This window comes from Sphingobacterium puteale (assembly GCF_003627955.1).
Taxonomy (GTDB): Bacteria; Bacteroidota; Bacteroidia; order Sphingobacteriales; family Sphingobacteriaceae; genus Sphingobacterium; species Sphingobacterium puteale.
Genome location: NZ_RBWS01000007.1, coordinates 382,280 through 405,632 on the forward strand (window position 1 = coordinate 382,280; position 23,353 = coordinate 405,632).

At 38.6% G+C, this 23,353-nt stretch carries 18 protein-coding genes; 8 read left to right on the forward strand and 10 right to left on the reverse strand.

The features are described from left to right. Positions 1 to 559: 559 nt before the first annotated feature. Positions 560 to 3,409 carry a hypothetical protein gene (locus D7322_RS10790; RefSeq protein WP_121124035.1) on the forward strand — a complete coding sequence of 950 codons (2,850 nt, stop codon included), beginning with the start codon at positions 560 to 562 and terminating at the stop codon, positions 3,407 to 3,409. Here D7322_RS10790 and D7322_RS10795 read toward each other — a convergent pair. The 3 genes from D7322_RS10795 to sppA form a co-directional block, all read right to left on the reverse strand. Then, positions 3,406 to 4,248, reverse strand: coding sequence for an endonuclease/exonuclease/phosphatase family protein (locus tag D7322_RS10795; protein ID WP_121124036.1), 843 nt, complete (start codon positions 4,246 to 4,248; stop codon positions 3,406 to 3,408). The genes D7322_RS10790 and D7322_RS10795 overlap by 4 nt on opposite strands. A gap of 279 nt (positions 4,249 to 4,527) precedes the next feature. Continuing rightward, entirely contained in the window at positions 4,528 to 5,718 is a 1,191-nt protein-coding gene (locus D7322_RS10800; protein WP_121124038.1) for a phosphoglycerate kinase, read from the reverse strand. 111 nt (positions 5,719 to 5,829) lie between these two features. Continuing rightward, a complete protein-coding gene (gene sppA / locus D7322_RS10805; RefSeq protein ID WP_121124040.1) occupies positions 5,830 to 7,596 on the reverse strand; it encodes a signal peptide peptidase SppA in 1,767 nt (588 codons plus the stop codon). Positions 7,597 to 7,717: 121 nt separating this feature from the next. On the opposite strand from sppA, the gene folK reads away from it, so the two are divergent. Continuing rightward, positions 7,718 to 8,221 carry a 2-amino-4-hydroxy-6-hydroxymethyldihydropteridine diphosphokinase gene (gene folK / locus D7322_RS10810; RefSeq protein ID WP_121124042.1) on the forward strand — a complete coding sequence of 168 codons (504 nt, stop codon included), beginning with the start codon at positions 7,718 to 7,720 and terminating at the stop codon, positions 8,219 to 8,221. After that, positions 8,202 to 8,546 carry an Hpt domain-containing protein gene (locus tag D7322_RS10815; RefSeq protein ID WP_121124044.1) on the forward strand — a complete coding sequence of 115 codons (345 nt, stop codon included), beginning with the start codon at positions 8,202 to 8,204 and terminating at the stop codon, positions 8,544 to 8,546. Before folK ends, D7322_RS10815 begins: the two co-directional genes overlap by 20 nt. Here D7322_RS10815 and pssA read toward each other — a convergent pair. Both pssA and rho read right to left on the reverse strand, forming a co-directional pair. Further along, positions 8,543 to 9,229, reverse strand: coding sequence for a CDP-diacylglycerol--serine O-phosphatidyltransferase (gene pssA, locus D7322_RS10820; protein ID WP_121124046.1), 687 nt, complete (start codon positions 9,227 to 9,229; stop codon positions 8,543 to 8,545). The genes D7322_RS10815 and pssA overlap by 4 nt on opposite strands. Positions 9,230 to 9,305: 76 nt before the next feature. Beyond that, positions 9,306 to 10,808, reverse strand: coding sequence for a transcription termination factor Rho (rho, locus tag D7322_RS10825; RefSeq protein ID WP_121124048.1), 1,503 nt, complete (start codon positions 10,806 to 10,808; stop codon positions 9,306 to 9,308). A gap of 295 nt (positions 10,809 to 11,103) precedes the next feature. Here rho and D7322_RS10830 point away from each other — a divergent pair, with 295 nt between their 5' ends. The 3 genes from D7322_RS10830 (at position 11,104) to D7322_RS10840 (ending at position 14,962) form a co-directional block, all read left to right on the forward strand. After that, the gene (locus D7322_RS10830) at positions 11,104 to 12,831 is read left to right on the forward strand and encodes an MFS transporter (protein WP_121124049.1); all 1,728 of its coding nucleotides are present in this window, start codon (positions 11,104 to 11,106) and stop codon (positions 12,829 to 12,831) included. Positions 12,832 to 13,072: 241 nt separating this feature from the next. Continuing rightward, complete coding sequence (locus D7322_RS10835; RefSeq protein ID WP_104380805.1) at positions 13,073 to 13,936, forward strand: N-acetylglucosamine kinase; 864 nt, start codon at positions 13,073 to 13,075, stop codon at positions 13,934 to 13,936. A 204-nt stretch (positions 13,937 to 14,140) separates the two neighbouring features. After that, positions 14,141 to 14,962, forward strand: a complete 822-nt coding sequence (locus D7322_RS10840) for a UDP-2,3-diacylglucosamine diphosphatase (RefSeq protein ID WP_121124051.1) — start codon at positions 14,141 to 14,143, stop codon at positions 14,960 to 14,962. A gap of 76 nt (positions 14,963 to 15,038) precedes the next feature. Here D7322_RS10840 and D7322_RS10845 read toward each other — a convergent pair whose 3' ends face one another. Further along, positions 15,039 to 15,722 (reverse strand): metal-dependent hydrolase, encoded by a 684-nt coding sequence (locus D7322_RS10845; protein WP_121124134.1) that lies wholly within the window; start codon positions 15,720 to 15,722, stop codon positions 15,039 to 15,041. Between the two features lie 10 nt (positions 15,723 to 15,732). Then, positions 15,733 to 16,038 carry a YbaB/EbfC family nucleoid-associated protein gene (locus D7322_RS10850; RefSeq protein ID WP_121124053.1) on the reverse strand — a complete coding sequence of 102 codons (306 nt, stop codon included), beginning with the start codon at positions 16,036 to 16,038 and terminating at the stop codon, positions 15,733 to 15,735. Between the two features lie 99 nt (positions 16,039 to 16,137). On the opposite strand from D7322_RS10850, the gene D7322_RS10855 reads away from it, so the two are divergent. Further along, on the forward strand, positions 16,138 to 16,764 hold the full coding sequence (locus D7322_RS10855) for a substrate-binding domain-containing protein (protein ID WP_121124055.1): 627 nt from the start codon (positions 16,138 to 16,140) through the stop codon (positions 16,762 to 16,764). 80 nt (positions 16,765 to 16,844) lie between these two features. Here the strand turns inward: D7322_RS10855 and D7322_RS10860 are convergent, their stop codons facing one another. Then, positions 16,845 to 17,840 carry a hypothetical protein gene (locus D7322_RS10860; RefSeq protein WP_121124057.1) on the reverse strand — a complete coding sequence of 332 codons (996 nt, stop codon included), beginning with the start codon at positions 17,838 to 17,840 and terminating at the stop codon, positions 16,845 to 16,847. 234 nt (positions 17,841 to 18,074) lie between these two features. Here D7322_RS10860 and D7322_RS10865 point away from each other — a divergent pair, with 234 nt between their 5' ends. Next, positions 18,075 to 18,680 carry a thymidine kinase gene (locus tag D7322_RS10865; protein ID WP_121124059.1) on the forward strand — a complete coding sequence of 202 codons (606 nt, stop codon included), beginning with the start codon at positions 18,075 to 18,077 and terminating at the stop codon, positions 18,678 to 18,680. A 339-nt stretch (positions 18,681 to 19,019) separates the two neighbouring features. On the opposite strand, the gene D7322_RS10870 is transcribed toward D7322_RS10865, so the two are convergent. Both D7322_RS10870 and cls read right to left on the reverse strand, forming a co-directional pair. After that, positions 19,020 to 21,743 carry a carboxypeptidase regulatory-like domain-containing protein gene (locus D7322_RS10870; protein WP_245971315.1) on the reverse strand — a complete coding sequence of 908 codons (2,724 nt, stop codon included), beginning with the start codon at positions 21,741 to 21,743 and terminating at the stop codon, positions 19,020 to 19,022. A gap of 118 nt (positions 21,744 to 21,861) precedes the next feature. After that, positions 21,862 to 23,325 (reverse strand): cardiolipin synthase, encoded by a 1,464-nt coding sequence (gene cls, locus D7322_RS10875; RefSeq protein ID WP_121124061.1) that lies wholly within the window; start codon positions 23,323 to 23,325, stop codon positions 21,862 to 21,864. Between the last annotated feature and the right edge of the window lie 28 nt (positions 23,326 to 23,353).

Genomic DNA, 23,353 nt, shown 5'->3' on the forward strand with positions numbered 1-23,353 from the left:
AATAAATAATAAAAAGATATCGAAACTGCAGTTAAATTCCTCTTTCAGTAATGCGCCGAACAATCGAAGCTCTCCAAAATAAAGACATTTTGTCACTATTAAATGTAGCAAAAAAAACAACCTAAGATTCTATCAAAAAAAATAAAAGGATCTCCTCTCAATAAAATCTTCGCCTGTGCTTTTATCTTTATAAACCGATCACAAAATTCAAAGGGCCCACAAGTCGAACGCTACAAGAACCGCAGCTTCGTCAGAACTCATCTGCAAATTCTTATCTGCAAAAAATATCCAAATATTTTTTGACACGCGCTATCTTATGGATGATTATTTAAGTATATTCGTCACATACTTCTTTCGGTTGAAAAACGAATTTCCGCGACGAAAGCAGCTAACTAAAAATCAACAAAAAACACCAAATAAACAGCAAAAAAACAAAAACAAAATAAAAGCATAACTATATATAAATCAACATATTTACTAAATTAATAGAAACACAAGATTTACATAAAATCAAAATATTCAGCTAAAAAAAATAGCAAACCACAAAATAGCCACATAAATGAAATATAAAAATATAATTATCAGTTTTTTAATATTATTCACCTTAACAATATCTTCAAAAAATACCTTCGCACAGTTTTTTGAAGATAGCCAGGCGCCGTTAAGTCAGAAATGGTTCAAAATTGAGACACCTAATTTTAAACTCATTTTCCCCGAAGAGATGAAAGACAAAGCCCCTACCCTAGCAAATCTTGTGCACAACTCCTTGCGCACAACAAGTAGGAATTACAAAATAACACCTCGAAAAATTCCTTTCATTATACACAACACGAACCTACAGGCAAATGGTTTTGTGCAATTATCTCCTCGAAAATCCGAACTCTACAGCACCGCCGGTGCTGAACCCGACAATCAAACTTGGCTCCCCAATCTGATCCTCCACGAGTCTAGACATGTTAGTCAATTTGACAAATTGACAGGAAAATTAGGGGCTCCTTTTTTCGAACAATTAGCCTTAGCTTATTATGGACTAACAGTTCCTTCATGGTTTTTTGAGGGCGATGCCACGCTCACTGAAACCATTTATTCGCGTGGAGGAAGAGGTCGGTTACCCTCTTTTGAAATGCCGATCAAAGCCAACTTCCAATCTAAACAGAACTATAGTTTTGACAAATACTTGCTCGGATCCTTTAAGGATATTGTTCCCAGTTACTACACAATTGGCTACCTCATGACGTCAACCCTGAAGTCGGAACTATCACCAAACTACGAAGCAGATTTATTTTCAGAGCTCAACAAACGTCCACTCTATCCTTATAATATCAACCGCGTACTGAAGAAAAAAACAGGTGGAAATAGCCGCCATTTATTTAATAAAACGATTACAAAATTAGACTCAATTTGGGAGCAAAAAACAGCATATTATCATTCACAAAAATATACTGAAATCAACGGTCAAAACAACCGCTATTATAACAGCAATCTATTACCAAAATCAAATGGAAATTTGATTTATTTCATCAAGCAAAATCCTGAAAAAACAAATGCAATATATACGTATGACAACGATAAAAAATCGGAATCACAACTTGTAAAAACGGGTATACAGTTGACCCCACATTTTGACATCAATAAAGAATATATTGTATGGGATGAACTCCGAAAAGATCCACGTTATAACAAGAGAACATATAGTGTCATCAACTTAATGAACCGGAAAACAGGGAAAATCAAAACCCTGACCAAGCAGTCTAGATATTACTCCCCTATATTTAGCCCTGTAGACGAATCCATTGCTTGCATCGAAGTAGATTTATCCAACACAAGTTATCTTACGCTTATAAGCCTTAAAAATGGCTCTGTAATCAAGCGGATAAAAACAGCGGATTCAGAGCAGCTTCAACATCCCGCTTTTAACCCGACAGGAGACAAAGTAATTGCGATCCGCTTATCAGAAATTGGAACGGCGCTCTGCGAAATAGATCTCAAAAGTGATAAAATTACAAACATCACCTCCTGGGGCGATCAACAATACGAAAGACCACAATACCTTACAGGTATGGATATTCTTGTAAAAGCCAACTTTAATGGTATTGATAACATCTACAAAATAGATCGCAGATCGGAAGCGAAACATCTCCTGACTAAAGCCCCATTTGGCGCCTTTAATCCTTTTTACAACAAGGAAACAAAGCAATTACTTTTTAACAATTATCAATATAATGGCTATAAAATCAGCGAAGCCAGCATAGATACCGCATTCACTATAAAACCAGAAACCGATTATTTTTCCCACTACTATGCTGATGCTGTAAAGAAAGACAGTATGTTCAATATTGCTGCCACGGCGCCAGATTCTAATCAACATTACACCATTACACCATACAAAGGACTTGGACGAACATTTAACTTCCATAGCCTTTCTTTAAGCAGCAGTAACTTTGAAAGTTTCGATAATTTCAAACCTGGCATTTTTTGGTTATCAAACAACATTTTAAACACCACCCAAATTGCACTTGGTTATGAATATGATACAGATATCAGAAAAGGAATTTATTCAGCCGAACTAACATATAATAAGTATTTTCCAAAATTCTCGCTGCGTTATGAAAACAGAGGTCAGATCGCAGCAGCAAACATCCCCAATAAACCGGACAGTAGTGTAAGGTTCGACTGGAGAGAACATTACGTCTCTTCACAGATTTCCATTCCATTGTCTTTTTATAGACTTGATTACACTTATTCAATGGGATTCAATTTTGCCACTGCCTACCTAAAACGTTATAACCTAAGTCGCAATGACCTCAAAAACTTTAATTACGAAACTGCATTTCCGTTAACTTACCAACTTTATTTCAACCGAAACGCCCGAATGGCAACGATGGATCAATATCCAAGATGGGGACAGAATTTTAGCATAACCTACAGACACACTCCTTTTGAAAACAAGGCCAAAGGTGAAATTCTATCTGCACGAACAGTATTCTATCTCCCCGGTTTCATGAATAACCATGGATTTCAGATCCGATTAAGCGCACAGGCGGGAACAGGTATCTATGAATACATCAACGACATTCCCTTGGTCAGCGGATTTAGTTATTATAAATATGAGAAAGTGAAAAACACCTTGCTGATCAACTATAGATTTCCTATTGCCTATCCTGATTTTGGGGTAGGGTCACTAGCCTATATAAAACGTATAAAAGGTGGTGTATTCGCGGATTATCAGAATATCCATAAACATAAGGAAGCGGCGCCAAAGAGCTTTGGAGCATACCTTTCCTTTGATTTCAATGCTTTTAGATATCCGCTGCCCGACTTCGAGTTTGTCGTGAAAGGCACTTATATCAATGATAATACGGCAACACAGCGCATCGTACCAACCGTAAGTTTAAATTACACCTATTAAGAATGAACGGCCCAATTAAAATTAGCCGCTAAAGCATAGTGATCCGACAAAGGCAAGCCCCTGATATTAGTAAATAGGTTGTGTTCTATATTATAATCCCGGGCGGTCAAACTCAGATGGCTATTGCTACGATAGAGAATCTTGTCTATTGATTCGCTCTGATTACCGATTGACAGCATATGAGGCGGTTTAAATGCATGCTTCGCTTCCGGCACAAGTCCTCCGTTCTGTAGTTCAACCCAACTATCCACTAATGTGGTTGACTCCATAAAATCGTGCAGGTTATCATCACCGAAACTATAATGTGCATTAAAGTCCCCCATAACAATCAACGCGTTTTCACTAGAATTCTCGCCTATATAATCACGTAACTGATTAAGATTATCCCTTCTCGCACTCGAAGCCCGTCTATTATTCTGGGCATTCGCATGTACATTATAGACATCTAGCCATACACCCGCAACGATCTCCACCTTGACCAGGGTAAAACCTTTCGGTGTCAAAAAATCAGCTCCAGTACGTTTTTTCCAAGGAACTCGCACAACATCCGACATGGGGAAATGGGACAAGGTGTTAAGACCGTCTCCAAAAGGCACACGCCCCTTAGGTTTGGTACGATAAGGGTGTTGATTCCCGCCCAAATAAAGACTATTGTTATAATTGAAATCCTCTTGCACGTTCACAATATCAAAAGGATTAATCTTTTTGCCTATTTCAGCAATACTTCTGCTTCTACCTGTAATCGCAGAAGAAATAAACCCCGGCAATCCCGCCACATTATAAGTCAACACCGAAAAAAAACCCGAACTATCTTTATCTTTTTTGTGATTAGCATCCATCAATAAAACCTATATAATCATGTCATGATAAATTTAAGAAATACAGTAAATACTCGCCACTGCCATACAGATATTTAACAGATAATTGATTTAAATCTGACATTAGCGGGAAAATATCGCTCATTATAAACCAAAGCAGCCTTTTTCAAACCATTGGCGCCTAATACTAAAGCATGCTCCTCAACCGAAACAAGTTTCAATATATGTATAAGAAACATTTTGCAATAAAAAAGGGATAACACACTATTATCCCTTTTCCATACGATTTTTTCTATGCGATTAATCTTCCAGTGCTTTTACGCCGGGAAGAACCTTTCCTTCCATATATTCCAGCAATGCGCCGCCACCCGTACTCACGTAACTGACATCTTCGGTCATACCAAATTTACTTACAGCAGCAGCTGAGTCTCCACCGCCTATTAAAGAAAATGCGCCATTTTTTGTTGCTTCCACAACAGCATCAGCCACAGCTTTTGTACCCTTTGCAAAAGTATCAAATTCAAAAACCCCCATAGGTCCATTCCAAAGAACTGTTTTTGAATCTTTGATAATAGCCGCAAAATTCTCAGCAGACTCTTGTCCGATATCCAAGCCCTGAAGATCCGCAGGAATTTGATCATTTGGCCCGTCATATACATTGGCATCATTAGAAAACGCATCAGCAATTTGAGCATCTGTAGGAATAACAAGATTCACTCCTTTTTCTTTTGCTTTCTTTACCAATTCATTTGCGAGGTCAAGTTTATCCATCTCAACCAATGACTTACCGATTTCACCACCTCTTGCTTTAATAAAAGTATATGCCATACCGCCACCGATCAGTAAGTTATCTACCTTATCCAATAAAGCCTCAATCAGCTGGATTTTATCAGAAACTTTCGCACCCCCCATAATCGCTGTAAATGGTCTGACCGGATTATTTAATACCTTCTCCGCATTACCTACTTCAGCAGCCATCAAATAACCGCTATATTTAGCTGAAGGGAAAAACTGTGCGATAATCGCAGTTGAAGCATGTGCTCTATGCGCAGTTCCAAAAGCATCATTCACATATACATCACCTAACTTTGAAAGTTTTTCAGCAAATCCTACATCACCTTTTTCTTCTTCTTTATAAAAACGTAGGTTTTCAAGTAATAAAACTTGACCAGCTTGCAATGCCGCAGCTTTTTCTACAGCTTCATTTCCAATGCAATCATTGGCAAATTGAACCTCTGTACCTAACACCTTAGAAAGGTGAGCAACAATATGTTTTAATGAATACTTATCAGTAGGACCATCTTTTGGTCTTCCTAAATGGGACATTAATACCACACTTCCACCGTCATTCAAAATTTTCTTTATTGTCGGAGCAGCTCCCTGAATACGATTATCATCCGTAATATTGAAATTCTCATCCAAAGGAACGTTGAAATCTACGCGAACCAAGGCTTTTTTACCTGCAAAATTTAAATCGTCTACTGTTTTCATCATATAACTTTAATGTTTTAGGATCTGTCGTTTGCCAAACGAACAGCTAAATATAGAAAAAAGGCATTTATTTTCATCAAATAAATGCCTTTTTATCGGATTAAATTATCATTAATGAATTTCTACCGTGTAAGGTAACCTTGCCTGAACACCGCTATGCGTAGTTGCCTGCCGCATCACATCGAAATAACGATAGTATTCGCCCATTTGTTCTTTCGCTACCCAAGCCTGCACTTTTTCCTTTGAATTGTTCAATATCGAAGTGAATGGATCTTCCTTTTCAGGATATTGTGAAACCTTATACTTGCTTAGATTTGCTTTTTTAGCCGCCGCCTGAACAGCGGCATCCAGATTACCCAGGCGATCCACCAATTTAATACCCAGCCCCTGCGTACCTGTCCATACACGGCCCTGACCGATGCTGTCAACATTGGCCAATGGCATCTTTCTACCCTCTGACACAACTTTTGTAAAAGTAGCATACACTTTGTCGACCTCACGTTGGATAATATCCCTTTCTTCAGCGCTCAATGGGCGATCAAAAGTAGTCATCAAATCCGCAAATTTCCCTGTCTTTACACCATCATAGTGAACGCCAATTTTATTGTTCATCAGATTCTGAAAGTTCGGTATTACACCAAATACACCAATTGATCCGGTTATGGTCGTTGGCTCAGCAAATATGGAGTCAGCTGCCGCAGCAATATAATAGCCCCCTGAAGCCGCTACATCTCCCATAGAAACAATTACTGGTTTAACTTTTTTAGTCAAAATCACCTCCCTCCAGATAATATCTGAAGCAAGTGCCGACCCACCAGGTGAATTCACACGCAACACAACAGCCTTTACAGCATCATCTTCTCGCAGCTTGCGTAATTCTCTTGAAAATTTATCCCCTCCAATCTCACCCGGACGGGTACCTTCACCATCCACAATCTCACCAACAGCGTAAAGAACCGCCACCTCAGAACCACTGGCATCCTCCTTCACCTTTTTATTGTAATCGAGCAATGAAACAAAAGATATCTCATCCTTCTCGCCTATCTTCAATCGCTTTCTTAAATCAGAGAGCAGTTCGTCTTTATAGATCTTGGCATCAGCAAGCTTATAACGCACCGCATCATCAGCATTCCTAACCAGATAATCATTGGCTATACCACGCAATGAATCCGCCGGAATATTCCGACTTGCCGCAATTTCATTGATAAAAGTATCATATATACTTCCAAGATACGATGTTACCTGCAAACGGTTTGGGTCACTCATTTTATTTAAGAAAAAGGGTTCCACTGCGCTCTTAAATGTACCTACTTTCACAATCTGCATCTCTACCCCCACTTTATCCAATAGATCCTTGTAAAACATGGTCGAACTCGCAAGCCCCCTAAAATCAATGGTTCCTTGTGGATTAACGTACACCTTATCTGCAATACTGGCTACATAATATGCTTTTTGATTATACCCAGCATTGTAAGCAACAACAAATTTTCCTGTTTTCTTAAAGGCCAGTAGTTCATCCCGCACCTCTTTCAAACTCGCAAAACCAGTTCCGATACTTCCCGCATCGATATAAATTCCCTTAATATTCCCGTCCGTTGCAGCATATCTGATTCTACCCAGGATATCATCCAAACCAATACTCTTTGTAGAATATCCCGGAAGATTTAAGCTTCCAAAAGGATTATTGTCGTTCCGCTCATTGATGTCATAGTCAAAGGATAGAAATAACACCGAATTGTTTTTGACAACGACCTCCTGCTCCGAAGAGGCTGAGCTGATAAGCGCCCCAATAATACCCATAAAAACAATAAACAGGATCACAAAAGATATTACAATCCCCGTAATCGTAGCCAATACATACTTAAAAAATGATCTCATATTTAATAATTAATCCCGATTTATACAGTTCCGATAATGGAATGATTTATTTTACACTAAAGGTAATGCAATATTTTTTATTCCCCCAGTATTTTATTTTATAAAGCCTTATTTTAGCAACATGAATAAGATTTTTATATTGTTGGGGACCAACTTGGGAGATCGTCTGCGGCAACTCTTACGGGCAAAACAAGCGATTGAAAAACAAGTTGGTGAAATTTTGATGGCATCTTCCATTTATGAAACCGCCGCTTGGGGTGTTGAAGACCAGCCCGCGTTCCTAAATCAGGTCATCTTAATAAAATCAGGTTTATCTCCAATTGATTGTTTGAATCACACACAGCAGATTGAATTGGATTTAGGAAGAGTACGTCTGAAGAAATGGGGCCAAAGAGCGATTGACATTGATTTACTTTATTTCAACGATGAAATTATCAACTACCCAAATCTAATTATACCACATCCGTTTATTCCAGAACGACGTTTCACCTTAGCACCCTTAGCAGAAATAGCACCGGACTACATTCACCCCGTTTACAAAAAAAATAACGTATATTTATTGCATAACTGCAAGGACGAATTACCCGTAAAGAAAATTAGCAACGATGAACCATATCGACATTGACCTGATCAACAAAAACATGTTTGACAATTCAGATTTGATCAAACAATTTGTATCAATGTATCTTATTCAAACCCCCGTAGATTTAGACAACTTACGAAATGCACTAACTGAAGGTGACCATCAAAAAATTGCCGATGCCGCTCACCACATCAAACCGACGATGGACTATATCGGGGCATTCCATTTAAAAGCCAAATTGGAAGAACTGGAAATGAATGCCAAAAATCAGGAATCCTTAGAGGGACTCCGAGCGACTTTTCACGTCCTGGATATCGAAATGAAAGAACTATTATTTGAACTTGAACAATATGAGAAAACGATCTAAGCCAGATCGTTTTTTTTATTGAAATGAAATGCCGACAGTATAAAATACAAAACTAGAATAACTGGTAAAGCCATAAACTGCCCGACTACAAATAAGATCAAAGTTAAAAATAGAAATATAAAGCGAAATTTGTTTGTTTTCCAATCCATCGAACTGAATTTCATCGAAAACAGCCGAATCTCACTGATCAACAGATAACTGGTCAACAGCACACTTCCAATCAAAAATATTGGATTTATAATGAGTTCGGGATACTTAACGGCAATATAGGGTAATGAAAGCACATAAAAGGTATTCATTGGCGTATTAAGTCCAATAAAATCGGAAGTTTGTCGTTCATCCAAATTAAACTTGGCCAAACGCAAAGCCGAAAATACGGTTATAATAAACCCTAGATACGGTAGCAAGGAAGTATCAGGAAGCGCTTTCTGCAGTAATGTAAACATGATCGTACCCGGTAAAAATCCAAAACTGACCATATCAGCCAACGAATCCAGTTCTTTCCCAATAGGTGATTTTACATGGAGTAGTCTGGCTACCATACCATCGAAAAAATCAAATATTCCAGAGGCTAGAACACAGATTGTTACTGCTTTAAGATTCCCCTCCAAGGCCATCAGTACAGCAATACAACCACTAAAAAGATTCAGGCAGGTTAGCAAATTTGGAATATGTTTTTTCATCTAAGTGATTTATTTTTTATAAAAAAAGCCATCATTCGGTTAGAAATGATGGCTAAAATATTAAAATTTGACGGGATTACCCATTCATACTGATCAAAAATTCCTCATTTGATTTAGTACCACGCATTTGTCCCTGTAAGAATTCCATTGCTTCTGTAGAATTCATATCCGACAAGTGATTACGAAGCACCCAAATGCGTTGCAATGTTTCTTTATCTGTCAATAGATCATCACGACGCGTACTAGACGCTGTAATATCAATTGCAGGGAAGATACGTTTGTTTGCCAATTTACGATCCAATTGCAGTTCCATATTACCAGTTCCTTTAAATTCTTCAAAGATAACCTCATCCATTTTGGAACCTGTATCTGTCAAAGCTGTCGCAAGGATTGTCAATGAGCCGCCGTTTTCGATATTTCTAGCCGCACCAAAGAAACGTTTTGGTTTATGTAACGCATTTGCATCCACACCACCGGACAGGATTTTACCTGAAGCCGGAGCAACCGTATTGTAAGCACGTGCTAGACGAGTGATGGAATCCAACAGGATAACCACATCGTGACCACACTCTACCATACGCTTCGCTTTTTCCAATACGATATTAGCAATCTTTACGTGACGATCAGCGGGTTCATCAAAAGTAGATGAAACAACCTCTGCACGCACGCTTCTTGCCATATCCGTAACCTCTTCAGGACGCTCATCAATCAATAAGATGATAAGGTATACTTCAGGATGATTCTTGGCGATTGCGTTAGCAACCTCCTTCAACAAATTTGTTTTACCTGTTTTTGGCTGTGCAACGATCAATCCACGCTGACCTTTTCCGATAGGTGTAAACAAATCCATGATACGTGTGGAGTAATTACCCATACCCATATCTAAATTTAAGCGCTCATCCGGAAATAAAGGAGTCAAATAGTCAAAAGGTACACGGTCGCGTACTTCTGCAGGATTCTGTCCGTTGATAGCTTCTACTCTAACCAAAGGAAAATATTTCTCACCTTCTTTTGGTGGACGGATACAGCCACGAACGGTATCCCCTGTTTTCAAACCAAATAATTTGATCTGAGACTGTGATACATAAATATCATCAGGAGAAGTCAAGTAGTTATAGTCCGAAGAACGCAAGAAACCATAGCCATCAGGCATAATTTCCAAAACACCCTCATTAACGATAACATTGTCGAAATCTGTACTGGAAGAAGTATTATTTTCAGCTTTAGGAGTTTGAAGAGTTTTTTCAGGTTGGGAACCTTTATCTGTTGTCGGAGTCGTATCTACCGCAGGACTGCTTTCTTCACTTTCGACAGCCTCACGTTTTCTTACAGTTACAGGCTCTGCGGTTTTCACCGTTCTCACACGTTTACGTGTACGTTCAGCCTGTTCCTGATTGTCTTCCCCCACTTTAGCAACATTTTCTGTAGAAGCCGGAGCTGCTTCTTCTTCCCCACCGGTATTGCTAATTCTTTCTATTAATTCTTGCTTACGCAATTTATCAGCATCCGCGATACCGATCAACTTAGCAATCTCGCGCAATTCCGATACGAGTTTAGCGTTTAATTCGTTAATATCCATTAATGTGTTGTGTATGATTTTTGGATTTTCTTTTGAGCTTTATTCTGATTACACACTTAAGCTTGTTTCCTTGTTTAAGTGAATGAAGAACTTAATGATTTCTTTTAAACCCGAAGTGGGTTAAATCTTGAGAACCTAGACAAAGAAAAAAACAAATTTTGTTATTTCAAAATATTTCAAAAAAAATATTTACTATTGTAGCTAGTAAAACGATTTAACAACATTTTTAGATTGAATTTTATATTTTTTTTCATAAGTTCGTACCTTTCAAAATTTAAGTTTTTAGATCCCTTATATGGAACAGCAACAAACTAAAACCAATTACCCCGCACTCTACACATTGATTATTGTGTTTTTCTTTTGGGGGTTTATTGCGGCGGGAAATAGCGTATTTATCCCATTCTGCAAGAATTATTTTCACCTGGATCAATTTCAATCGCAACTTATAGACTTTGCCTTTTATACGGCATACTACATCGGTGCATTGCTCCTGTTCATTTTTAGTTCAATTGGCGGCAACGACCTTGTTGGAAAATGGGGTTACAAAAAAAGTATCGTTTATGGCCTGTTGTTTTCAGCACTTGGTGCTGCAGCGATGATTGTAGCGGTCGAGGTAAATCTATATATTGGCATGTTGCTGGGCCTATTTGTGGTCGCACTGGGATTCTCTTTGCAGCAAACTGCTGCCAATCCCTTCGCCGTTTTATTGGGCGATCCAAAGACAGGGGCTTCCCGAGTCAACCTTGGCGGTGGTATCAACTCCTTTGGAACAACGATAGGACCCCTCGTGATCGGATTTTCGCTTTTCGGTACATTTGAACCTATTTCCGATTCTGAGATTGCCAATCTACCTTTAAATAAAGTAGTATACCTCTACGTCGGTGTGGGTTTGTTGTTTATCCTCGCTGCGGCATTGTTCAACTTTAGCAAAAAAGTACCGGCTGGAATCAGCAATGAACCCATGGAAAAGGCCAATAAGGCTTTACGTACCTTGATTATCATGACAGTTCTACTATTCGGTATGTTCACTCCAGTATTCCTAAGTTACAAGAGTGACCTTGCATTGCATATCGAACAGCTCCATCAACAAGCAACAAGCCTCACTGATCAGTTACAAATCGATCAATTAAAAGCACATATTAAAGAAGTTGCCAAACCACTTGAAACACAACGTATGCTATGGTTAGCAGGTGCTTTAATCGTTGTCATCGGCGGTTTGCTTTTCTCCAACAGAAGCGCAAAAAAGAATCCGGAAGGATGGGGAGCAATGAAATATCCCCAATTGGCCTTGGGAATGCTTGCTTTATTTATCTATGTAGGTATCGAAGTAGCGATCGGTAGTAACCTAGGTGAATTGTTGACTTTAAAAGAATTTGGTCACCTACAATCTTCGCAGATTACTCCTTATGTATCCATGTATTGGGGAAGTATGATGATTGGCCGGTGGGCAGGTGCAATTACCGCATTCAACTTGAGCAAATCCACTAAAAACAGTTTACTGATTATCGTCCCCTTAGTTGCATTCTCCATCATTGTTGGTGTCAATACACTTGCAGGCTTCGAAATGTCACACCTTTATTATTATGTAATCTGCATTATTCTGCAAATCGTGGCTTTCTACCTAAGTAAAGAAAAACCTGCGCGTACATTGATTATTTTTGGTTTATTTGGAATCATTGCCATGTTAATCGGGCTTTTCTCTTCCGGTACAATTGCTATTTATGCATTCTTATCAGGAGGTCTTGCTTGTTCAATTATGTGGTCATCCATCTTCAGTTTATCAATCGTTGGTCTTGGAAAATATACCGCTCAGGGTTCAGCATTCTTGGTTATGATGATTCTTGGTGGTGGTGTCCTTCCTCCTATTCAAGGAAAATTGGCCGATCTCATTGGAATACACAACTCCTATATTCTACCATTAATCGGATTCTGTTATATTGTTTTCTTTGCTGTATTTGTCAAAGGAATTTTAACCAAACAAGGAATCAATATTGATGAAATCGAGGCTGAAGGAGGTCACTAACAGCATCAACTAATTGTAAATAGTACACTATTTAAACAATTTTATTACACTATTCAAAAACTGGCTTAACAACACCGTTAAGCCAGTTTTTTTATATAATGAGCAAATTATTAAAATTTATTTTTTTAAAAATACATGGATAAGTTATGATATTTAAAATTAAAAAATGTATTTTCGGGGAATTGATTAATGAATTGATTACTCATTTTATAACGATAAACACAATTAAAACTACTCAATAATGATAATCATTGCTGACGGGGGATCAACAAAAACAAACTGGTGTTTGTTAGATGATTCAAATAAAAAGATCTACTTCAATACCGAGGGTTATAACCCTTATTTTGTTGACAGTGAATACATTGTAAACTCCCTAAAAAAAGGATTACCGCAGGATTTACCTTTTGAAAAAATCGCGGAAGTAAATTATTATGGTGCCGGTGTCCATAATAAAGAAAAAGCTCAAATTGTAGTTGATGCTTTAAAACAAGTATTTACTACAGCGAAAGTGGAAGTAGGGCACGATCTACTTGCTGCTGCAAGAGCATTATTAGGGTCTCAAGCCGGATTTGCTGCAATTTTGGGTACAGGAACAAATTCTTGTCTCTATGATGGTAAGGAAATTACATTAAATATTGACTCCGGAGCTTACATTTTAGGTGATGAGGGATCGGGTAGCTATATTGGTAAAAAGTTACTTGCAGACTATGTTCGTAATTTAATGCCCAAAGATGTCAAAGAAGTTTTTTGGAACACCTACAAAATGACAAAAGACGAAATCATGGATGCGGTTTATACCAAACCAATGCCTAACCGTTTCTGTGCAAGTTTCAGCAAATTCGTCTATGACAACAATGTGAACATTGAGTATACACGTAATATCGTAGATGAAGCATTTGAAGCCTTCTTTAGAAATTTAGTCAGCAAATACCCTAATTATCAAAGCTATACCTTCAATTGCATTGGCTCAGTAGGTTACAATTTCAGAAACGTACTGGCTGAAAAGGCAGAACAATATGGTATGAAAGTAGGCAAAATCCTGCGTTCTCCAATTGATGATCTTGTCCAGTTCCACATTGATAGAGCAGCTGCAGTTGCCAAATAACAAGATAAATAATCTTTAACATATTATAGGGTGTCTGATCTGTATCAGACACCTTTTTTATTCAATAAAAAAGCTAATATTAAATTCTAATAAACTTACTCATACTGTGTTACAGCATATTTTAATGATTTAATAACAGGAATTTCATCAGTGCAAAATAAATTTACCTTTTTTTTGTAAAAAGAATATTTATAGTTTATTCCGATGAAAAGAAGCCTTGATATACTTGTACTCTCAGACATACACTTAGGTACATACGGAAGTAGAGCCAAAGAGCTTTTACTTTACCTGGAATCTGTCGCACCCAAGATATTGATCCTCAATGGCGATATTGTCGATATCTGGCAATTTAAGAAAAGTTACTTTCCGCAAGATCATTTAAAGGTTATCAAGAAGATCATTGACTTGAGCTCGACGGGTACTGAAGTCCATTACATAACCGGCAACCATGACGAAATGCTCCGAAAATTTACGGACCTTAAACTTGGTAATATCAAACTGAGCAACAAACTTCTTCTTTCACTCAATAATCAAAAAGTATGGATCTTTCACGGGGATGTTTTCGATGCATCCATCCATCACTCGAAATGGCTGGCAAAACTTGGCGGCTGGGGTTATGATAAGCTGATACAGCTGAACAATGTCATTAACTATTGCTTGGATAAAATGGGAAAAGAGAAATATTCGCTTTCAAAAAAGATAAAAAACTCTGTTAAAAAAGCCGTCAAATACATCTCGGACTTTGAGCATACGGCAACGGAACTGGCGATTGAAAAAAATTATGATTTCGTGATCTGCGGTCATATTCATCAACCCCAGATAAAGGAAGTTATCACCAGAAAAGGAACCTGCACCTATATGAATTCTGGTGATTGGATCGAAAATCTCAGTAGCTTAGAATATAAAAATGGTGAATGGAAGCTATTCTATTTTGAAGAGAATAAGGAACAGATCCTTAAAAACAAAATCATTGACACTCCCCTTTTCAGCTTAGAGGATCTCAAGAAAATCGTCATCTCATCCTAGACGGAAAATGGATAACCGCATAGCTGGATAAAATTATTTAGATAAAAAAGCCGAACTAGTTCGGCTTTTTTATCTTTTACAAGGTTATTGTTTCCCCTATTTTTGGAAGAGACAGTGAAATATCTTCGTTTTGAAATTTGTCCAAAGCCTTTTGTTTATCAATCTGAATTGGCGGAAATGAATCATAATGAATCCCTACCACACGTGAACAGTTAATAAATTCCGCTGCTTTGATCGCGTCATCTACATCCATGGTATAATATCCACCAATTGGTAGAAATGCCCAATCTAATTTCAGATCTGCCAACAGCTTCATTTCCATGGTCAACGCCGTATCGCCGGCGAAATAAATCTTTTTCCCCTGTACATTAAAGACAAATCCAACCGGAAATCCGCCATATTGGCCATCTGGCGTACTATTCGTATGCGCAGCATAAACCATTTTGACAGTGCCAAAAGGCAGCTGTATCGTCCCGCCAAGATTGAACTCAATCACTTTATCGTCAGGCACGCCCTGTCTTCTTACCCATGCCGCTGTTTCTACAATAGCCAATACTGTAGCATCGCTATTCTTTTGGATGGTTGCCATATCTGCGACATGATCTTGATGTCCGTGGCTTAAAAAAATGTAATCGGGCTTAATCGCGTTTACATCAATTGCTTTCGCCAGTGGATTATACGTTACGAAGGGGTCCAATAAAACCTTCGCTCCATCAAAATCAAACTCAACACAAGATTGACCGTAATAAGTTGCTTTCATGATCATATTGCTATTGATTAAATAAACCGCCTAAGCCGCCTAACATATCTTTACTCGCTGCCTGCATTTCAGCCTGACTGATATTCTCTGCTTGGACTAATGCCTTGTTTAAAGCAACAACCAATAATTCCTCCAATTCTTCTTTATCCGCATTGGACAAAAAAACAGGGTCTATCGTAATCTCCTTAATCTCTTTATTGGCTGTTGCAACTACCCGGATCAAACCACCTTCAGCCTCACCGGATACCGAAATAGTATCTAGTCTTTTCTTGATTTCTTCTGCCTTTTGTTGTGCCTGAAATAATTTGTCAAACATATCTATCACATTTATTTGATGCCAATTTACAAAAATCCTCCAATACCTACTATTGCTAATTTACTTTCGCTAATGCTCGCCTTTTTGTATTTTTGCAGCATGCAAAGCAATCAGGAAAAATTAGTTGCCCATTTTTTGGAACAGCTGAATCTAAATAACAGCACTTTCTCACCGGAAACATACGCTAAGTTAGCAGCAAAGCAATCGGGAATCGTTAGCATCGAAGACGTCATTGCTTATATCAATACACTTGGCGAAGAATTAAACAGCGAAGAAAATATCAATGAGCTCATTGAAAAAATAGAAGACGAAACCAGCATCTTGATTCACAAGCTCAAATTTATAACGGCCAGTGACAGGCCCAAAGTATTGGTTTTAGATCAAATTGAACCATTGGAAATCAATGACTCGGCCTACCTTCAGGAGTCTATCAAAATAGCGGGCGGAATTCCGACGACAACTGCCCATGAGGCAGATAAAATTATCCTCATTGACAGCGGTGAAACTGTATTTACCCATATTCCGCTATTATTAAATGATCCGTCAATTGCACAATCAAAGGCCATTGAACTCGATCAGCTTTTTATTATGACAAAACCCGGTTTTGCCCAGACCCCAGGATACGAATACCTTACTGAGCTGGAATCTCTGGCGGAAATCTTACAGCCAAAATATTTCGTTTACGGCCACGAAGGCAAAGACTGGTTACAATTTCAATTGAAATAGCAGCAAACAAGTAGTTCATATCCATCAAAAAAAAGCATCTTTAAATTGATTAAAGATGCTTTTTTTGATGGAATTATGCACTAGCTGTACCTTCTTCGCAATACCTCATATAATTTTTCAACGGTATGGGGTTTATCTGCCCACCTATTTTTGATCGCATAATTGGTTTGCAAAAATGCATCAGCTTCTGCATAGCTGCTAAATCTGTTTAATAACTCTACTGCTTCGCTATAAGCCAAACTATAGCCATTAAATAGGTCCTTAATAAATAAAAGCTTATCGTTCAAACTTATTCCGGTTTTGATGTCGGTCAGTTTATCGGAACTTCCGGATTGATTGACTTGATATACCCGGTTCTGTACTCCGGCTTGCTTTTGCTGCGAGATAATCTCATTTAGGGTGAGCGGTCTGGAAGGAGTCTCCTGCACTACCGTATTGACTTCTTCCTGGATAAGGCTCTCCTGAACTTCTTTGATGATAACCTGTTTTGGTTCTTCTATAACCTCGGTAACCACCACCGGTTCTTCATCAATGAGGTCTATCTTGGGTTCATTTATGGTATACTGATTTTCCTCAACCGGTTCTACAGCAGCTTCGGGTGTTGTAGGTGGAGCCTGATCAACGGTTGGCGAATTAGCTTCATCTGCAATCTTCGTCGAATATGAAACTGCTGGCAGATCCACTGTTTCTTCTACTTCCGCCTGCGCTTCTACAGCAGCTTCATTTGAGTTTTTAGATGTGCCGCTATCCACATTATGCTGTGCGATGTTTTCAGTTTCAACAATGGGCTGGTTAGAAGTCCGTATCGAAGATGGCGGTGTAAAATAATCATTGAATGTTATTTTTTTGCTCTCCAAAACCGATTCTTTTAAGGTATTTTGAACTTGCCCGCCTTGTAATACAGCATCTGTCTTAAGTAAAGTGACGTAAGCTGCCACAGATTGTGCTTTCGCTTCCAAACGCACCAAATCACTTAATTCGGCAGTACCGTCTTTTTCCGACAAATCCAAATACTGTGCATTCAAATCTTGTAATAAATCTCCTATCTGATTAAAAATTTCTTCTTTAGTACCCATAATTCTATTTGAAATCGCCTGTTAATCGTTTATAATACCTTTACATTCCTTACCTTAAAAAGTGGAAAACTCAATCCTTTGATTTATAAATATTTGAATTCGCAATCACTTTTTTGCTACTCAAATTTAATATTTAATTCTGATATTAGCATTGTCAAAAACAGAATATAATAGGAGGCCCATGGACAAATAATACCTTATTTGCTGGCCATCCGAAAAAAATAATTTAATCAAATGCTTTTTTCCGAACATAATCTGACATTGAGACCAGCTCGATATGGAAGTATTGAGGTTATCTGTGGATCAATGTTTTCTGGCAAAACCGAAGAATTGATACGCAGGCTAAAACGGGCACAATATGCGCGGCTAAACGTTGAAATTTTCAAGCCTGCGGTCGATAAACGATATGATGAAAAATTGGTCGTTTCCCACGACAGCAATAGTATCCCCTCTACTCCGGTTGAAAATTCTTCGGCAATCCTGCTATTGAGTTCGGCTACCCAAGTTGTTGGCATAGATGAAGCACAATTTTTTGATGACGGATTGACAGAAGTATGTGTCAAATTGGCAAACAGTGGAATTCGTGTAATTATTGCCGGATTGGATATGGATTATAAAGGTCAACCCTTCGGTCCAATACCAAGTTTGATGGCAGTTGCTGAACATGTCACCAAAGTTCACGCAGTATGCATGCAATGCGGCGCTCCAGCGAATTATTCTTATCGGCTCACAGATGACACACAAACCGTTCTACTCGGTGAAAAGGAAGTCTATGAACCACGCTGTAGGCAATGTTATTATCATCTGGATCAACAAGGTCACTCGCATAATCAAGGCTAGGGATACACCCCCCAATAGCCATCTCATTCTTCTACCGGGTATCTATCGATCCCTCCGATCAAAAAACAGCAGCTTGCCATTTGCATTTACTTGATCTATTTATAACATTTCTGTTAGAAATAACTGCCAGATAGACCCAGAATCAATTTGGCATAGGATTTGAAATACACTTTACAAATAAGAAGCTAAACGCTTTCAAAAGCGACAAAATACTTTTCATAATTTAGGTTTATAATTGGTTAGTTTGCACCTCCTTGCCCATCAAGGAGGTGTTTTTTTGTTATAAAAAAACGCTGCTCTTTTCAAAGAACAGCGTTTCTATTGGTAAGCTCAATCTCATTAGGGTTGCACGCGATAGTTGATCACTTTTCGACCAATATTACCCGTCTGGTCCATCCCTTCGACAATCACTTTATAATTGCCGTTTCCATCCGCATTGTAGAATTGAACGGTGGCCTCTCCTGTCTCGGTTACCGTTACCTTTGGATTCCAATAAATGGTGGTCCGCAGGTCATTTGCCGATTTTCGCTCTGGCGTATCATATTTCGGCGTGTAGAACTTACGTTCTTTAACATAGCCTAGCGGGAACATGTCTATAACATTCGATTTTGGCAGGAGTTTCTCAATTTCACTCAAAGCCATCCGAGGTTTCTTGGCCTCCACTTTCTTAGTATAAATAGAGACAACACCATTGTTTTGATACATTCTCGATACCGTACCCAATTCGTCACGCAAAAAGATTTCTATTCCCTCGATATCTGCGACATTTATACTGTTCAATCCAGGTTCGTCTATGGCCATACCATTTAGGAAAAACTGAACAGGTGTACGTCCACCAGCATTGTAATCACGCGAAACATAATATTTCAATGTTTGGGGATCATAAGTAATTCCCGTTAAAACAGTCTGCAGACACATAGTCAATACATTACATCCTGTTAAGCGTTCTGGCTCGATACGATGTTCAGGCATAGACAAACCCGAAATAGATGGAAAATCCTTATTGGTGATGACCTTTTTCTGAACTCCCGTCACCTCTACTTCATCCAACAGAATAGATTTTCGATACTCTTTTCTGCTATTATCCAGATAAGGCGCTATTGCTTGGTCGATATTGGGAACAAAATAGCTTTTATAACCATTATTCTTATCTATTTCGGGATAATAACTCTGATCCATATTGATCACCAGACTCCGATAATTATCATTTGACCGCGCATTTACGGTCACTTTAGATGAATCAGGAAAAACAAGGTCTTTGAATGTAAATCGGCCATTTTGATCGGTGTAAACATCCTTTTTGATATTCCGTGAAGGTACAGACAACAACAGGCCCCCATTTGGATATGGACGACCGGTATTCATGCGCAGAATTCCCGATAACTCGATCCCCTGTTCAGGAAGAAAACTAACCGGAGGTAACTTTTCAGCGATTAATGCAGGATAATCAAAACGGCGATACCCCTGTGTCATTAATAAGGCATCCAAGGCCTTTTCGCGGTTTGGATTTTTTTCGTCAAAATAAGCATTCGGGTTTTCGACATTCCCTTTCAGATCCGAAGTCAACAGAAAATTACTCACAATGGAGAGGTCAGCCTGGTCATTATAAGGGACCTTAGACTCATCAATTACTGAAACGGAATAACTGCCTGGATATTTCTGTCCATTATTATCAACGGAAAGTTTTAAATTAACCAGATCTTTCGCCTTATAACTTTGTTTGTCGCTGGCGACCTGAATGTTGAGTAATTTCTCACTCTGTACAAATGCCAGACGCTCGCTTACAGGTTTGCCGTCAGGAGTCATTAAAGTGACCTGAACGATACCGTTAGGTAATCTTTCTTTTGGAATATTGACCAGCGCAGATGAAGATTTTAGATTAACCTGAGCCCCAAAACAGAGATGACCATTCGACTGAACCAATACATAATAAGATTGAGCAGGATTTTTTGAAAAATTATCCTCGCTAGTCACAACAGCAAATTCGGCATTTGTTTCATCCTGCTTGACAAATACAACATTTGTCTTATCATTAGCAACAGCCGGAAGCTTATATTTACGTTCCTGTCCATTGTCAAATTTGATGACTGCCTGGTAGTTTTCTCCAGCTAAAGGCAACAAGGAGAAATACCCCATTCCCGATCCAAAATCTTCGAATTCTGCAACAGATTTTCCTTTTGAATCGAGAATTGAACCTTTTACTTTCAGACTCTTGCCATCAGATCCCACAGCTTTAAAAGCCACCTTTTTGGCAAGTCCGGCAATTAAGTCTCCACCCTCAGGAAAAAATTGCACATCCGCATCCCAGAGGGCATTTTTCAGCAGAAAAGAACTGGACAGCGGCTTTTCATTTTTATTTTCCTGGATACTCACTTTTAATTGGCCTTTCTCCAGATTAGCCTTCTCTTTTACCGATAGATTGATCGTCACCTTCCCCATCGCATCCGTTTCACCTTTGCCTTTATCGACAGTTTCCCATCCCGACACAAATTCCCAATTGATCTTTGAATTAATCATCGGCTTGCCTGTTCGGTCCCTGAACTGTATGACAGCCTGGCTTTTATTTCCACCGAGATTATTCTGAAATTCAATATTTGTGGCCAATTTCTTATTGATCACATCACCTATTGGAACAATTTTATTGAAGAAGTAAGCAGCGTCAAAATTTGACATCCATTTGGTATAAGCTCTGAAACGATAGTTATCCTGCACCATGAACTGTGGATCAAGCACCATCTGTCCATTTCCGACACCTTTGTCCATCGGAATCCTAAAGGTCTGAATAAGCGAATCACGACTATTCAAAACTTCCACATAGGCAATTTTACTCGGCTCGTATTCTGGAAGATTCCGTGATAAATAAGTAGAAAACCATAATGTATCTCCCACGGCATAATAGGGCTTATCGAAATGCAGGTGTACTTTCTCTGTCGGGTAACCCTGGAAATATTTTTGAACGCGTTCTACGATCGTATTAATAGGTAATGTAGGTACAGTCTGAGCATACGTTGACCCAACTCCTAAAATCCCTATCGATAAAGTCAATAGTTTTATGTGCTTCATTGAAAGTCTTAGAATTAAAAAAAGAATAGCTAAATATATTCAATTTTACCCAAAGGCCAGCCCTATTACGGCATTTTTAACATTTATTATATCATTATACCTGCATTCAGGCAAACTGCTAAAGTAAAGGCGCCAATAAACGGCAGATGGAATCGACCCCCCGTTTCCAGCGGCTTCTTTGCATCCATTTACGAATTGTAATTAAGTCCGAAGCCTCAATATCCGCAAGAAATTGATTGTTCAGACGTTCACATAACGCTTTGTCAGAGACAATTCCCGATATCTCAAAATTGATGTAAAAGCTTCTAATATCCAGGTTCGTAGTACCCACATAGGCTAGTTTACCATCGATACAGATCGTTTTGGCATGTAGAAATCCTTTGGTGTAAAGGTATACATTTACTCCCCTTTCAAGCAGTGGTTTAATAAAGGAAAAAGACGCATGCTGTACAAAAAAGGAATCGGATTTTGCCGGCAACATCAGATCAACGCGAACCCCTGAAGAAACCGCCAGCATCAAGGCAGTTGTCAATTCATCACTCGGAATAAAATAGGGTGTACACAACTGCACATATTCCTTTGCTTCATTGATCCCGGCAATAATTGCCTCCATATTGAATGGAGCCGGGGAACCGGGATCGCTCGCTGTAAAGCCAACACCACTCGCGTCTTCATCAGCGATCGGAAATCTATTTAAATAGCCTTTACCTAATTCAAATGATTCCGCATCCGTTTGATTCCAGCTATTCCAAAATTGAATCTGCAAGGTATTTACGGCTGCACCGATAATCATCATCGCAGTATCACGCCAATAAATATCATTTTTTCCATTATTGATATAGCGGTCTGAAATATTGATTCCACCGATAAAACCAACCTTTCCATCGATGACCGCAATCTTTCGGTGATTTCGATAATTACTATTGGCTAATGAAGTGAATGTAACAGGAAGAAAAGCCTCAAAAAGGAAATCCGGCTTATGTCGATGTAAATATTTAATTACATCAGGAGCACCAAAACTGTCCAGGATCAAACGCACTGTCACTCCTGCTTTTGCTTTCTCTTCTAGAATTTGTAATATTTCGCGTCCGACCTCATCCATTTCCCAAATATAGTACTCCATATGAATGGAATGTTTTGCGTCTTTCAATTGCTGAATCAATACCGGAAATTTTTCCTCGCCATTAATAAACAATGTCACGTCGTTATTTAGGGAAAATGTGGATATTTTCTGGTTTTTTAGGTACCTATAGACCATAGCCAAACTACCTATGCGTTCGTTCAGGGTATCAATATGTTCCTCCATAATTTCCGATTCCTTACGCCAGGCATCAAGTAATTTTTTTGACTGCTCGCGGTACATCCGCTTCATTTTTTTAACTTTCTTAAATTTTTGGCCAAAGAAATAATAACTGAGCAGACCGATTACAGGCAGAAAAACAATCACCATAATCCAAGCGATCGTTTTGGCAGGGTTTCGGTTTTCAATCAAGATGGTGCCGATTACACCAATATATAAGATAAGTAAGGGAATCCAGTAATATTGTAAAGCAATTTGTAAAATATGATGAAGTACCTCCATATGATGCGCTAAGTTTAGTATCAAATAT

Excerpts from the sequence above, each read along its gene's own strand:
- D7322_RS10790 (WP_121124035.1), top strand. The coding sequence starts at position 560 with ATGAAATATAAAAATATAATTATCAGTTTTTTAATATTATTCACCTTA.
- D7322_RS10795 (WP_121124036.1), bottom strand. The coding sequence starts at position 4,248 with ATGGATGCTAATCACAAAAAAGATAAAGATAGTTCGGGTTTTTTTTCG.
- D7322_RS10800 (WP_121124038.1), bottom strand. The coding sequence starts at position 5,718 with ATGAAAACAGTAGACGATTTAAATTTTGCAGGTAAAAAAGCCTTGGTT.
- sppA (WP_121124040.1), bottom strand. The coding sequence starts at position 7,596 with ATGAGATCATTTTTTAAGTATGTATTGGCTACGATTACGGGGATTGTA.
- folK (WP_121124042.1), top strand. The coding sequence starts at position 7,718 with ATGAATAAGATTTTTATATTGTTGGGGACCAACTTGGGAGATCGTCTG.
- D7322_RS10815 (WP_121124044.1), top strand. The coding sequence starts at position 8,202 with ATGAACCATATCGACATTGACCTGATCAACAAAAACATGTTTGACAAT.
- pssA (WP_121124046.1), bottom strand. The coding sequence starts at position 9,229 with ATGAAAAAACATATTCCAAATTTGCTAACCTGCCTGAATCTTTTTAGT.
- rho (WP_121124048.1), bottom strand. The coding sequence starts at position 10,808 with ATGGATATTAACGAATTAAACGCTAAACTCGTATCGGAATTGCGCGAG.
- D7322_RS10830 (WP_121124049.1), top strand. The coding sequence starts at position 11,104 with ATGGAACAGCAACAAACTAAAACCAATTACCCCGCACTCTACACATTG.
- D7322_RS10835 (WP_104380805.1), top strand. The coding sequence starts at position 13,073 with ATGATAATCATTGCTGACGGGGGATCAACAAAAACAAACTGGTGTTTG.
- D7322_RS10840 (WP_121124051.1), top strand. The coding sequence starts at position 14,141 with ATGAAAAGAAGCCTTGATATACTTGTACTCTCAGACATACACTTAGGT.
- D7322_RS10845 (WP_121124134.1), bottom strand. The coding sequence starts at position 15,722 with ATGAAAGCAACTTATTACGGTCAATCTTGTGTTGAGTTTGATTTTGAT.
- D7322_RS10850 (WP_121124053.1), bottom strand. The coding sequence starts at position 16,038 with ATGTTTGACAAATTATTTCAGGCACAACAAAAGGCAGAAGAAATCAAG.
- D7322_RS10855 (WP_121124055.1), top strand. The coding sequence starts at position 16,138 with ATGCAAAGCAATCAGGAAAAATTAGTTGCCCATTTTTTGGAACAGCTG.
- D7322_RS10860 (WP_121124057.1), bottom strand. The coding sequence starts at position 17,840 with ATGGGTACTAAAGAAGAAATTTTTAATCAGATAGGAGATTTATTACAA.
- D7322_RS10865 (WP_121124059.1), top strand. The coding sequence starts at position 18,075 with ATGCTTTTTTCCGAACATAATCTGACATTGAGACCAGCTCGATATGGA.
- D7322_RS10870 (WP_245971315.1), bottom strand. The coding sequence starts at position 21,743 with ATGAAGCACATAAAACTATTGACTTTATCGATAGGGATTTTAGGAGTT.
- cls (WP_121124061.1), bottom strand. The coding sequence starts at position 23,325 with ATGGAGGTACTTCATCATATTTTACAAATTGCTTTACAATATTACTGG.